Source organism: Flavobacterium cellulosilyticum (assembly GCF_004349355.1).
GTDB lineage: Bacteria > Bacteroidota > Bacteroidia > Flavobacteriales > Flavobacteriaceae > Flavobacterium > Flavobacterium cellulosilyticum.
Genome location: NZ_SMFK01000001.1, coordinates 158,171 through 171,377 on the forward strand (window position 1 = coordinate 158,171; position 13,207 = coordinate 171,377).

Sequence of the window (13,207 nt, forward strand, 5' to 3'; positions counted from 1 at the left end):
TATTTTTCAGGAAAACTATAACAATTAAATGTTATTATTTCATAAGGATTTAAGCTTTAGTACACTATAACATCCTGCATTTCAATAAGGTAAATAAATTCAATGATTTTATATAACTCCATAGCCCTGACAGCAGTGGAAAGCCTTTGCTGTGTGAAAACTACTTTTTTCTGGTGGTGGCAGAGCGACCATCGGAAGCTCCTGCCAGCACCTAGAAAAAGAGTTTGAAGCCAGTGAAGCTTGGAACGAATGGCAGGAATAGCTTCTAGAAAAAAGAATTTTGAAAATTACATTCTTTAAGTACTTAATAATTAAGACTTAATCCTTAGCACTTAATGACTATCAATTGGTCAAAGGCAAGGATATAAATACTATCTTTGCAAAAATTAAGAATAATTATGAATGACAAGCAAGGCAGTAATAGAGGCGGAAGCGCTAGATCAGGTGGATCTAGAACAAACTCTAATAAGTCAAAACCTGCGATGGCCAAAAGGGCTCAAGGTCCTAAGAAAGCCAAAATAAACACCAAAGCTGCAGAAGTTGCGAGCGATAAAGTAGAGAAAAAACCGAATCAAGCGCCTAAAAGACCTAAGGTTAAAGACGAAATTCGATTGAATAAATACATTGCCAATTCAGGAGCATGTTCCCGTCGCGATGCCGATATTTATATCCAATCTGGAACTGTTAAGGTAAACGGAATTCCTGTTACTGAAATGGGATACATGGTTAAACCTGGAGATGTAGTGAATTTTGACGGTGCGACTTTGACACCTGAGAAAAAAGTGTACATCTTGCTGAACAAGCCTAAAAACTTTACAACCGCTCTTGACGAAGGTCAAGAATATCGTAATGTGTTGGAATTGGTCAAAGGTTCGACTACAGCCAAAATTGGAGCTATTGGAAGAATGGATAAAAATACGACTGGTTTATTGCTGTTTACAAACGATACCGATATGATTCGTAAGTTTACTTTGCCAACTAACAAATCATCAAAAATATATCAAGTTTCGTTAGATAAAAACTTAAAATTTGAGGATTTAGAAAAAATAAATAAAGGCCTAGTTCTTGACGGACACCGCGTTTTTGTTGAAGATGTGAGTTACATTGAGGGTGAATCGAAAAGCGAAATTGGCTTGAAATTAAGATCTGCGAATGTAAAAGTAGTACGCGCAATTTTCGAAAGTTTTAGTTATGATGTTTTGAGAATTGACCGAGTTGCTTTTGCTGGTTTGACAAAGAAAAACTTACCTCGTGGTAACTGGAGATTATTGACAGAACAAGAAATCATCAATTTGAAGAACGTATAAGTTAAAATAATTTCAACTATTAAATCTCCTGCTTTATGTATTTAAAGCAGGAGATTTTTTTTATAATAAACTCGATAAATTGATTCATAAATGTATTTTTAACATCCTAATGATTTATTTTTCGATAATATTAATAAAAAATAAAAAGAATAACTGCTGTTTTTATAGTAATCGCTGTGTCTTTTCTATTCGTTAAATGCAAAGTACAAGAGAACAAACAAGACTTTAATACCTTAGCAAATAGTTATTTTGACGATAAAAATGCTTTAAATCCATTAGAAGCTACCCAATATGGACAAAATAAGTATAATGATCAAATACAATTGGAGATCAACGATGCATATAGGAAAAAACAAGCCGCTTTTTTTGATAAATATGAATTCGCATTGTCAACAACAGATGAAAAACAATTATCCTTTGAAGAAAAAAACAGTTACGAAAATATATGCTGGAAAGTTGAAATTGAGAAAGAGTTACTAAAATACCCTACCAATCTAATGCCTATTTCTCAATTTAATGGAACATATTTAGAGATGGGAAGATTTGCTGGTGGTGAAAGTTGACAACCTTTTAAATCTGAAAAGGACTATACAAATTTTCTAAAAAGATTGGACATCATTTTCAAGTTTCTATACAACAAGAATGTACTACTTTACCCAATTTCAGAAAATTTAATTGGCTGAGCGCCTATGGTGAAGGTTGGGCTTTGTACTCTGAAAGTTTAGGAAAAGAATTAGGAATGTATCAAGATCCCTACCAATATTTAGGAATGCTTGACGGTGAAATGCATAGAGCCATTCGATTAGTTGTGGATACTGGTATTCATAGCAAACACTGGACAAGAGAACAAGCGATTCAATATTCCTTAGCCAATGAAGCTAGAAGCAAGGATGTTATCATTCCCGAAATCGAACGTTATATGGCGCGGCCAGGACAAGCATTGTCCTATAAAATTGGACAGCTGAAAATTTTGGAATTAAGACATAAAGCAAAAACTGCAATGGGGGCAAAATTTTATATCAAGAAATTCCACAAAAAAGTATTAGAATCTGGTGTAATGCATCTTGTCTTATTAGAAAAGAAAATTAACCTTTGGATAGCTGAATCAAAGCAATAAAAAAAGCTGCAAGAACACTGCAGCTTTTATATATTTATTTAAAAGCAATTTCTGTTTACTTTCCTTTATTTGCCTCTATTATATATTTTTCTAATGCCATAGACATTGATGGAGTTTCAGGAGTTGGAGCAAGAATATCAATTCTTAATCCTTTGTCTAAAGCTTCTTTTTGAGTAGAACTTCCAAAAACAGCAATTCTAGTATTATTTTGTTCGAAATTGGGGAAATTTGTAAACAATGATTTTATTCCTGTTGGGCTAAAGAATGCTAAAACATCATAATACACATCGGCCAAATCAGATAAATCACTTATTACTGTTCTATAAAAAACGGCTTGAGTCCATTCTACCTTTAAATTATTTAGCGTTATTGGCGCATCAGGATTTAATTGGTCAGAAGCTGGCAACAAGAATTTTTCGTCTTTGTACTTTTTAATTAATGGAGATAAATCAGCAAAGTCTTTTGGACCCACATAAATTTTACGCTTGCGGTACACTACATATTTTTGCAAATAGAAAGCTACTGCCTCTGATTGGCAAAAATACTTTAATCCTTCCGGAACTTTAAATCGCATTTCATCTGCGACCCTAAAAAAGTGATCTACAGAGTTTTTGCTTGTTAAAATAATTGCAGTAAAATTATTAAGGTCAATTTTTTGCAGTCTAATCTCTTTAGCACTAACACCCTCTACGTGAATGAAACATCTGAAATCAACTTTTACCTTATGTTTGTTTTGAAGCTCAAAGTATGGAGAGTTTTCCACTTTAGGCTCTGGCTGCGACACTAAAATTGTTTTCACTTTCATATTTTACATTTTCTAAGCAATCCCTTTTGTAAACAAATAATACATGAAATAATAAGGTGCTATTTCGAGAGCGCAAAGATACAAAATAAAGTAAAACAACTTACTGTATATTATATTTTGATAATTTTTAATTGAAACGAAATAGACTAACACATTGACAGACAACAAAATAACTATAATGATTGTCAAAATATTTATTGAAATTGTGTCATGATAGAACAAAAATATATTGATTGGAAGTAAAATCAGACCAATATAAGTTCTAAAAACAACCTTCTGAAGATTATATTGCTCCATAAATTCTTCAATATCGAATGCTGTAGCAATGATCTTTTCAATTAAAAATTTAGATAAAGTAAAGAAAACTAAAAAAGTAAAAATTTGAATATAAACTATCCAATCGGTTTTAGAAGCAAAACCAAATATGGACAGTGAAATCTGGATAAAGAAGGTCAATGAAATTATTTGAACAAAAAACAAGGCAATAGTAAAACCACTTTTAAGGTTACTACTGTCTTTATATACATTTGTATATTTATCAGAATAAATTAATTTAGCAAAGTCTGCAAACCGATTCTCAAATGCTGATTTTACAATTGCAATAGTAGCAAATGATAGTACAAATATGATAATTGCCCAATCTCTATTCTCGATTTCCCGTAAATGAAGTACATTTTCTGTCATATCGACGCAAAATTACTAATTTTTTATTTCATTATTTTTATTATAATTTTATTATCAATCAAATCGTATAAAAAGTTTACTTTTGCGATGAAATTATTCGAAGTATGAACGATTGCATTGTTATAATTCCTACCTATAACGAAATTGAAAACATTGAAAGCATTGTTAGGTCAGTGCTTTCCCAACACAAGACTTTTCATGTACTTGTTATTGACGACAACTCACCTGATCACACTGGAGATAAAGTGGTTCTGCTACAATCTGAATTTGAAGGAAAATTGTTTTTAGAAAAAAGAACAGGAAAATTAGGTTTGGGAACTGCTTATGTTCATGGATTTAGATGGGCATTGGAAAATAAATATGAATACATTTTCGAAATGGACGCTGATTTTTCTCACAATCCTAATGATTTAGAGAAATTATATGACGCATGCCATTTTGGGGGAGCTGATTTGGCTATTGGTTCTCGATATGTTACTGGAGTAAATGTTGTAAATTGGCCGTTAAGCAGGGTTCTTATGTCCTATTTTGCTTCAGTTTATGTAAGAATGATTACTGGAATGAAAATTCATGATGCAACAGCTGGATTTATTTGCTATAAAAAAGAAGTGTTGCAAAAGATAAATTTGGATAAAATAAAATTTGTTGGCTATGCTTTTCAAATAGAAATGAAATACAGAACCTATTGTAATGATTTTAAAATTGTAGAAGTCCCAATTATTTTTACGGACAGAACAAAAGGCCAATCAAAAATGAGTAGTGCTATTTTTAAAGAAGCCGTTTTAGGTGTAATTGCACTACGGTTAAAAAAATTAGTTAATACCTTATAAACCAAAGAAACAATGAATAGGGTTTTAATCAAGAATGCCAAAATAGTAAACGAAGGAACTATTTTTGAAGGAGATGTTTTAATTGAAAATGATCTAATAGTTGAGATTGCTGAAACTATTAGCGCTAAATCATCTGAATGTATGATATACGACGCCGAAGGAAATTATTTAATACCTGGAGCTATTGACGATCAAGTGCATTTTAGAGAGCCCGGTTTAACTCATAAAGGAGATATTGAATCCGAATCTAAAGCTGCTGTAGCAGGTGGAATCACCAGTTTTATAGAACAACCAAATACAATTCCCAATGCGGTGACGCAGGAAGTATTGGAGCAAAAATATCAATTGGCAGCTGAAAAATCATATGCAAATTATTCGTTTATGATGGGCGCTACAAACGATAATTTAGAGGAAGTTCTTAAGACAAATCCAAAGAATGTTGCTGGGATAAAAATATTTTTAGGTTCATCAACTGGAAATATGTTAGTTGATAATGAAGCCATTTTAGAACGAATATTTTCTAGCACACCGATGCTAATTGCTGTGCATTGTGAGGATGAAACTACCATAAAAAACAATCTTGAAAAATATATAGCTGAATTTGGCGATGATATCCCGGTAACCGCGCATCACCTTATTCGAAGTGAAGAAGCGTGTTATCTTTCCTCTTCTAAAGCGATTGCTCTTGCAAAAAAAACAGGTGCAAGATTGCATATTTTTCATCTTTCGACTGCCAAAGAAATGGAATTGTTTACCAATAAAATTCCATTGGAAGAGAAAAAAATAACAGCCGAAGTTTGTATTCATCATTTATGGTTTTCGAATGACGATTATGCAACAAAAGGCAATTTGATAAAATGGAATCCCGCTGTTAAAACGGCAAATGACAGAAAAGTGTTATGGGAAGCATTACTAGACGGAAGGATTGATGTCATTGCTACAGATCATGCTCCCCATACTTTAGAAGAGAAAAAGCAATCTTATTTGAAAGCACCTTCTGGAGGGCCTCTTGTTCAACATGCAGTTGTTGCAATGTTCGAAGCATACCACCAAGGAAAAATAAGCGTTGAAAAAATCGTTGAAAAAATGTGTCATAATCCCGCTAAGATTTTTAAAATTGAAAAACGAGGTTTTATAAAAGTGGGCTATTTTGCTGATTTAGTAATTGTCAATTCTGGATTGCCTTGGAGCGTTAAAAAAGAAAATATTCTCTATAAATGTGGTTGGTCACCGTTCGAAGGTTTTACATTTAAAACCCGAATTACCCATACTTTTGTTAATGGACAATTAGTTTATGCCGCTTTTAAAGTTAAAAACATACGCGCTGGAAAGCGTTTGTTGTTCAATAGATAATTATGAAGACGAAAATAATACTACCATTATTTGTTTTTTGTGCAATTCTTATGAGTTGTAATAAGGAAATAATTAAGACCCCAGATAATCTTATAGAACAAGATAAAATGGTAGATATTATGTACGACTTATCCCTTTTGTCAGCTATGAAAATTCAATATAGTAGCATGCCAGATACTGAAGCTATTAATTCGAACGAATATATCTATAAAAAATATAAAATCGATAGTCTTCAATTTGTGCAAAGCAATATTTATTATGCTTCTGATACAAAGGAGTATCAAAAAATGATACTAGAAATTAAAACACGTTTGGATAAGAATAAATCTACAGCTGATTCTATTTTTAAAATTAAGGAGAAGAAAGATTTGTTAGTTAAAAAGAAGCAAGAGAAACTTAAACAAATTAGACTAAAAGATTCAATATCTAAAATTAAAAAAGAAATAAAAACAGCATCGGATTCAATAAAAAAATATAAATTTATAGATTCGCATTGGCCATTATATATTGATGAATATCTAAAAACTCCATATTTAAAGCGTTTTTAATTTTTTCGTTTGAATACAATTTCTTTGAATAAGAAGCTTTAGCAGAAGCTCTAACTAAAAATCTCCTTTTCCTAAAAAGAGTAGATATGACCCAATCCATTCTCCACAATATCTTCATCATTAAGGGACTCAAATAGATTGATGGTTTTTTGATTTTTTTAGCCATTGCAATTGAGTTAAAAAAGTCTCTGTAAACAATGTTTTCTGAAATTAATATGTACCGTTCGTTTTTGGTTTCACGATTGATTAATCCCACCATAACTTTAACCACATCTGTAACAGCAATATATCCTGTGGTACCTGTGGTATAAAAAGGCATTCCATTTTGTACATTTTTTATCAATTTTCCGCTTCCTTGGTCGAGAAAACCTGGCCCAATTATCATACCGGGGTTAACAATAACTGCATTTACACCTTCCTGTTGTCCACGCCATATTTCCATTTCTGCACCATATTTTGAGATGGCATAATCGCTATGAGGTTTCTCGGGATTCCATTCAGTATCTTCAGTTATTATTTTTTCGTTTTCCTTCAAATCACCAAGAGCCGCAATTGAGCTTACAAAACAAAGTTTCTGCACGTTTTTGGCAATGCAAAAATTAACAATATTGGCTGTTCCTTCAATATTAATTTTACGTAATAAATCTTCGTCATTGGGTTCAAATGAAATCAAGGCAGCACAATGATAAACATACTCAATCTTTTCGAATGCAATTTCTAAAGAAGGAACATCTATAATATCACCCTTCATCCATTCAATTTTATTAAATAAAGGCTCTTTGTTATATTGAGAAAAAAGTGATTTTGTTTTTTGAATTGAATCGATATTTCGATAAATAGCTCGTACGCTTTCTCCATTTTCAATCAAATGAAGCAACAAATGTGCTCCTACTAATCCTGTACCTCCTGTGACTAATATCATATTGTAAATATACCCTTTTGTGTTTAAGACACAAAGTTTTTTTTGCCATAAAGGCACAAAGTTTAAGTCTATGAATTATTTTATGTTGTCATTGTCTTTGCTTTTTATGAAATAGTTAATACTATATTTCTATTGCTATTGAAATTGCCATTCTCATTGCCATTGCTTTTTGAATTACTATCTTTGCCAAAAATTTACTCTTCTAAAATGAAAAATATTATTACCGAATTACAATGGCGCGGATTGGTTCACGATATAATGCCTGGAACCGAAGATCAATTGTTGAAAGAAATGACTGCTACTTATATCGGTTTTGATCCAACATCAGATTCATTGCATATAGGAAGCTTAGTACCGATAATACTTTTAGTTCATTTGGAAAAATTCGGACATAAACCAATTGCATTAGTTGGTGGAGCTACAGGAATGATTGGTGATCCATCCGGAAAATCAGACGAAAGAAATCTATTGGATGAAGCTACATTAAATCATAATGTAGCTGGAATTAAAGCAGTATTGTCTCGATTTTTAGATTTTAATTCTAAAGCTGTTAATGCTCCCGTATTAGTCAATAACTACGATTGGATGAAAGGCTTGTCATTTATAAATTTTGCTCGTGATGTGGGAAAACGAATCACAGTGAACTATATGATGGCAAAAGATTCGGTTAAAAAACGCTTGTCTGGCGAAGGTGAAGGAATGTCTTTTACCGAGTTTACATATCAATTGATTCAAGGATACGATTTCTATCATTTACATAAAGAATACAATTGTTTGCTACAAATGGGAGGTTCCGACCAATGGGGAAATATTACCACTGGAACTGAACTAGTACGCCGCATGAATGTTGGCGAAGAAGCCAAAGCGTATGCAATGACTTGTCCGTTAATTACCAAAGCAGATGGTTCGAAATTTGGAAAATCCGAGGGGGGAAATGTTTGGCTAACCGCTGATAAAACTTCGGTTTACAAATTCTACCAGTTTTGGTTAAACACAACTGATGTTGATGCTGAGAAATACATTAAGATTTTTACTTTCTTAGACGAAGCAACTATAAATACTTTGATCGAAGAACATAAAGTAGCACCGCATTTAAGAGTTTTACAAAGGAAATTAGCTGAAGACTTGACTGTTTTTGTACATTCAAAGGAAGATTTGGAAAAAGCGACTAAAGCATCAACTATTCTTTTTGGAAATGCTACAGCCGATGATTTGAAACAATTGGATGAAGCAACCTTTTTAGAAGTATTTGAAGGCGTTCCACAAGCAGAAATCTCAAAAAGCGAAATAGAAGCAGGAATACAAATTATAGGCGTTTTAAACGATAGAACAGGTTTTTTTAAATCCAATGGAGAAGCTAGACGTGCCTTGAACGCCAATTCTATTTCAGTAAACAAGGAAAAAGTAACGGAAGAATTTGTGCTTTCGACCAAAGATTTGATCAACAACCAATTTGTGTTGTTACAAAGTGGAAAGAAAAATTATTTTGTGGTAAGGATAGCTTAAAAGGTTAACTGGTTAGTCGTTCAACTGTTTGCGAAAAATAGTATTATCTTTTTGATTTTGTGACAAGAGCGGCTTAAACATTAATGGTTTAAGCAATTAACCGAATAACCTTTTTACAAAACCATTAAATTACAACCACGAATATCCGAATTATCAAAACGTCCCAATACTTCAAAAGAGTTGTTGGGATTTTTTTTACCTAAATCTTGGGTGGCAATAAAAGAACAGGAATTAATATTGGCTAAATCAATCACATTAATACCGCCCGTTTTTCCTTCTTTAACATAGGTCAAGGCATCCTCAGTGTCTCGAATGAGGATTTGTATCCAAGAAGGACATTCGAACACACCATTTCCCAAAGAATAGGCTTGCGATAACAATTCAGTCATTCCATATTCAGAATGAATAGCAGCAACTCCAAATCCATTGCATAAAATTTCGTGCAATTCTTCGCGAATAATTTCTTTGCGCTTGCCTTTCATTCCACCAGTTTCCATAATAATGGTATTCTTCAATCGAAAACTCTGGTATTCAATCAAATCTAACAATGCATAAGTAACTCCAATCAAAATAATATTTTGACCTGCATTGTCTAACTTTACCAGTTTTTCAGTAAGCTCTTTATAATTATGAAGATAAAAACCACTTTCTGGATTATTGGTTTTATTTATTAAATCTTCAACCATATAAATCAATGACGAACCTTCACGTTCTAGATAAGAGGGTAGTAATGCTAGAACCACGTAATCTTCAATATTTCCATAAAACTGCGAAAATCCATTGAGATAACTTTCTTCATACAAAGAGACTTCCGTAACAAAATGTTTACTCGTAATCATTCCTGTCGTTCCACTACTGCTAAAGATTTGTTGAGCAGCATCCTTGTTGGAAACTACTTTATGACTTTTAAAAAACTGAATGGGCAAAAATGGAATTTGTTTTAATGATTTTACTTTTTGAACATCTGTTTTCAGGTAATCACAAAACTCATGATAAACCAAGTTATTTTCATATTGAAATCGAAACACTTTAAGTGCTACTTTTTCAAATTGCTTTTGGTTTGAAATGGCGAATATATCAGGAGTTGAAGACAAAAATATTTTTTTTTTTACAAAAGTAATTAAATAAAAAACACCGCAACTTTTCAGTAATAGTATTTAATAATTAATTTTAGAGTAACTACCTTTCACTTTTCGGTCATTAGGTAGTTTTAGTTTACATTTTAAGTTGGATTTTTTGTTGATTTTTTAAACACAATTGTAATTATCGAAACACAACCAATTATCAAATACACTTATAGAATCTAATTCAACATTTTCGATTTTGAACTTACAATAATTTTAGGAAAAGACCTCTACTTCTACATAACAGAAAGAATAAAAAAATAGCGACAAATTTAATTGTCGCTATTTTTTTATTCTTTCTTAAATCCACCTTTCAGGAAAGCTCATTAATATCCATCTGCTAAACTATTTTGTTTCCAATTTTTTATATCAGCTATTTTATTAGAGGAATAATCAACTTCAAATAAATTACTAACCAAAACATCATTATCTCGTGACCAAAAAAACCATTTACCAGTTTTAATACCTTTAGTGTATTCGCCCATTGAAGTTTTGTTTCCTTGCTCATCAAAAGCAACCCAAACCCCTTCTAATTTTCCATTTTCAAAAAAACCTTGTTGTAATATATTTCCATTCTCATAAAAATAAGTTGCTCTAATTTTTTTTCCAAATAATTCCAATACGGGTTTTGACTCTTGGGCAAATAGTGTTCCTGTGAACAAAATTGCGATTAAAATTATATACTTTTTCATCTTTATGGTTTTTTATATGTTTTTTAATTACTACTCAAATGTAGGGAATTAATTTACATTAAAAAAACATTAGCTTAACAATTTCTTTACATTGGACAAAACTTAACATTGGAAACTATTTCAAAATAAAAACAATCTAATTATTTCCATATTCTTAAATAATAGAAAGTTATGAATTTCTGAAATTTTATTTTTTTGATAATATCATTAACATGTTGCAGCATTAATTTTATACTAATGATCGCGTTACGAATTATCTATTATTAGGAATAGATGTACTACAATTTTAGGAATTAAAAATAGCTGTTTTCTGGTGGATTTATTAATCCTAAAGCAAAAGAAACAAGTTAAGATTGTTATTTGCAAAAAATTTCACTCTGACGAGTCTATTTGCTAGCACATTACAATCCATTAAAGTATATAATCGAAAATTACCCAAACTTTAAAAGGAGGAAAAAATAATTAACTAAATTATTGAAGAGAAAATTAATCGAAAAAAATTAGAATTAACTATCTAACAATCAATTTTCTAGTTGCAGAAGAAGTGTCTCCTTCACTGATTTTGATAATATAAACACCCGGAGAAAGGCTAGAAATATTCAGTTCTTTTGAACTTATTGTAGATTGCAGTACTTTTTTTCCTAATACGTCAAAAATAATTATATCCTTATTTGAATCGTTTTTTGACGTAATATATACTTTTCCATTGCTTGCTGGATTAGGGTACAAGTTTAGACCTTCAATAGAAGTTGATTCTTGAATTTTGGATTGTTGCTTAGACTCTTGAGCAGAACCACTCAGCGTAAAGAAAAAAGCCAATAAAATAGTAATATAAAAGTATTTTTTTGCCATCATTAGGATTTGGATTTGTAAATGTATAAAAAACATTTCAAAATGTATACCAAAGTTAATAAAAATACGTTTAGCGAAGTAATTTATATAAATATTAACTTGAAATGTACTATTTAACAGATATTATTAAACAGTAAATCTATTTGAATTTTTATTTGCATATCGTAATTTCAGCACTAGAAACATGCATAAATAAAAAACACCTCCCAAATTTGAGAGGTGCTTTATTAAAGTATTTTAAAATTTAGAAAGCATAACCAGTCCAAGTAAATACTGAAGTATTAGCTCCAGTTGCTCCAGTTGGAGAAACAGTAATTATTCCTGTACTTGTACCTTTAAAGTTGTTATTTATATCTAAGTTTAAACCTTGCCCAGTAATTATTACTGATGAAGTATTGCCTGCATCTCCTTTAGAATCTGTATAGTTAACAAACCCTTTTGTTGGAGCTGGAGCTTTAGTCCCTAATATTGCTAATGAATTAGTCATTGTAATACCACTATTTCTTCTGATTTTTATAATTGCATCCAATGCAACTACAGAGTTTGAAACAATAGTAATGTTTTTCAATACGGGGTTAGATTGACCTGCTTGAGTTGGAGCTAATCCATCAAAGTTACCATCACCTTCAACACCTCTTGGGTCAGAAGTTACATCATTATAACCTAGTTCTCTAATACAGTATGCGTTATCAATTGTTCCAGTGTATCCTTGAGTATAGTCAAGCATGTCATCTTTAGCATTTACTACTAGTATGTTTTTTACATTTACTGTTCCTCCAAAAAACTCAATAGCATCATCATCACCGTATTTAGAAGCGATATTTTCTACTACAGTTCCACTTCCTACTGAATACATAGTAAATCCGTTAAATTCTTTATCACCATTAATTCTAGCTCCAGTGTATTCAACAGTTACATATTTAAGAGTACCAGAGTTGTCAGCTGGATCAGTACCACCGTATGTGAAATCAACAACTTCAGTAGTTGCCGTACCACCACCACTTATAGGTGCTTTACCCATAAGTAATAAACCTCCCCAGTCACCTGCTCTTGGATTTCCTGAATTTGAAGTAAAAAGAATAGGTAATGCTGCTGTACCAGAAGCATCAATTTTAGCTCCTTGCTCAACTGCTAAATATACATTGGTTCCACCAGGAGTTGCTTTGAAAGTTGAACCAGCTGCGATTGTTAATTTAAATCCGCTTTTTACAACCAATGCTCCATCTAAAATGTAGTCTCCTTTAGGTAAAGAAAGGTTTGCCGTAATATCACCTTTAAGACTTGTTGCATCGTAGTCTAAATCAGTTAGTGATGTTATTTTACCATCTTTAACTGCAACAGGTGTTGTTGTAGCATTATCGCTGCTACATGATACAATAGTTCCCGCTAGAACTGAAAAAAATAGGAATTGTTTAATTGTGTTCATCTTTAAAATTTTTTGTTTTATTATATTTTTATTAGTGCAAA

The 13,207-nt window shown here is 31.7% G+C and carries 14 protein-coding genes; 7 read left to right on the top strand and 7 right to left on the bottom strand.

Translation table 11 applies throughout. The annotated features are described in order from the left end of the window. The first annotated feature begins 398 nt into the window (after positions 1 to 398). From E0F76_RS00640 to E0F76_RS00650, 3 genes are all read left to right on the top strand, one after another. Positions 399 to 1,307, top strand: coding sequence for a pseudouridine synthase (locus tag E0F76_RS00640; protein ID WP_132000408.1), 909 nt, complete (start codon positions 399 to 401; stop codon positions 1,305 to 1,307). A gap of 176 nt (positions 1,308 to 1,483) precedes the next feature. Further along, entirely contained in the window at positions 1,484 to 1,870 is a 387-nt protein-coding gene (locus tag E0F76_RS00645) for a hypothetical protein (protein WP_132000409.1), read from the top strand. A 68-nt stretch (positions 1,871 to 1,938) separates the two neighbouring features. Beyond that, positions 1,939 to 2,424: a DUF885 domain-containing protein gene (locus E0F76_RS00650; RefSeq protein WP_246021977.1), complete on the top strand. Its 486-nt coding sequence runs from the start codon at positions 1,939 to 1,941 to the stop codon at positions 2,422 to 2,424. A gap of 55 nt (positions 2,425 to 2,479) precedes the next feature. Here E0F76_RS00650 and E0F76_RS00655 read toward each other — a convergent pair whose 3' ends face one another. Both E0F76_RS00655 and E0F76_RS00660 read right to left on the bottom strand, forming a co-directional pair. Next, positions 2,480 to 3,229 carry a uroporphyrinogen-III synthase gene (locus E0F76_RS00655; RefSeq protein ID WP_132000411.1) on the bottom strand — a complete coding sequence of 250 codons (750 nt, stop codon included), beginning with the start codon at positions 3,227 to 3,229 and terminating at the stop codon, positions 2,480 to 2,482. A gap of 12 nt (positions 3,230 to 3,241) precedes the next feature. After that, a complete protein-coding gene (locus tag E0F76_RS00660; protein WP_132000412.1) occupies positions 3,242 to 3,913 on the bottom strand; it encodes a DUF4271 domain-containing protein in 672 nt (223 codons plus the stop codon). A 104-nt stretch (positions 3,914 to 4,017) separates the two neighbouring features. Between E0F76_RS00660 and E0F76_RS00665 the strand changes: the two genes are divergently transcribed. The 3 genes from E0F76_RS00665 to E0F76_RS00675 are packed head-to-tail and all read left to right on the top strand — an operon-like array spanning position 4,018 to position 6,644. Next, positions 4,018 to 4,743 (top strand): polyprenol monophosphomannose synthase, encoded by a 726-nt coding sequence (locus E0F76_RS00665; protein ID WP_132000413.1) that lies wholly within the window; start codon positions 4,018 to 4,020, stop codon positions 4,741 to 4,743. Positions 4,744 to 4,755: 12 nt separating this feature from the next. Further along, positions 4,756 to 6,096 (top strand): dihydroorotase, encoded by a 1,341-nt coding sequence (locus tag E0F76_RS00670; RefSeq protein ID WP_132000414.1) that lies wholly within the window; start codon positions 4,756 to 4,758, stop codon positions 6,094 to 6,096. A 2-nt stretch (positions 6,097 to 6,098) separates the two neighbouring features. Then, complete coding sequence (locus E0F76_RS00675) at positions 6,099 to 6,644, top strand: DUF4296 domain-containing protein (protein ID WP_132000415.1); 546 nt, start codon at positions 6,099 to 6,101, stop codon at positions 6,642 to 6,644. Here the strand turns inward: E0F76_RS00675 and E0F76_RS00680 are convergent. Then, positions 6,577 to 7,566: an NAD-dependent epimerase/dehydratase family protein gene (locus E0F76_RS00680; RefSeq protein WP_132000416.1), complete on the bottom strand. Its 990-nt coding sequence runs from the start codon at positions 7,564 to 7,566 to the stop codon at positions 6,577 to 6,579. The two genes, E0F76_RS00675 and E0F76_RS00680, sit on opposite strands and share 68 nt — an antisense overlap. 207 nt (positions 7,567 to 7,773) lie before the next feature. Between E0F76_RS00680 and tyrS the strand changes: the two genes are divergently transcribed. Next, on the top strand, positions 7,774 to 9,072 hold the full coding sequence (gene tyrS, locus E0F76_RS00685) for a tyrosine--tRNA ligase (protein WP_132000417.1): 1,299 nt from the start codon (positions 7,774 to 7,776) through the stop codon (positions 9,070 to 9,072). A gap of 113 nt (positions 9,073 to 9,185) precedes the next feature. Here the strand turns inward: tyrS and E0F76_RS00690 are convergent, their stop codons facing one another. The 4 genes from E0F76_RS00690 to E0F76_RS00705 all read right to left on the bottom strand — a co-directional run bounded on the left by E0F76_RS00690 (position 9,186) and on the right by E0F76_RS00705 (position 13,166). After that, positions 9,186 to 10,166 carry a LuxE/PaaK family acyltransferase gene (locus tag E0F76_RS00690; protein ID WP_132000418.1) on the bottom strand — a complete coding sequence of 327 codons (981 nt, stop codon included), beginning with the start codon at positions 10,164 to 10,166 and terminating at the stop codon, positions 9,186 to 9,188. 356 nt (positions 10,167 to 10,522) lie between these two features. Beyond that, positions 10,523 to 10,888, bottom strand: coding sequence for a toxin-antitoxin system YwqK family antitoxin (locus tag E0F76_RS00695; protein ID WP_132000419.1), 366 nt, complete (start codon positions 10,886 to 10,888; stop codon positions 10,523 to 10,525). 510 nt (positions 10,889 to 11,398) lie between these two features. Next, positions 11,399 to 11,740, bottom strand: a complete 342-nt coding sequence (locus E0F76_RS00700) for a T9SS type A sorting domain-containing protein (RefSeq protein WP_132000420.1) — start codon at positions 11,738 to 11,740, stop codon at positions 11,399 to 11,401. 244 nt (positions 11,741 to 11,984) lie between these two features. Further along, the gene (locus E0F76_RS00705; protein ID WP_132000421.1) at positions 11,985 to 13,166 is read right to left on the bottom strand and encodes a hypothetical protein; all 1,182 of its coding nucleotides are present in this window, start codon (positions 13,164 to 13,166) and stop codon (positions 11,985 to 11,987) included. Positions 13,167 to 13,207 lie beyond the last annotated feature (41 nt).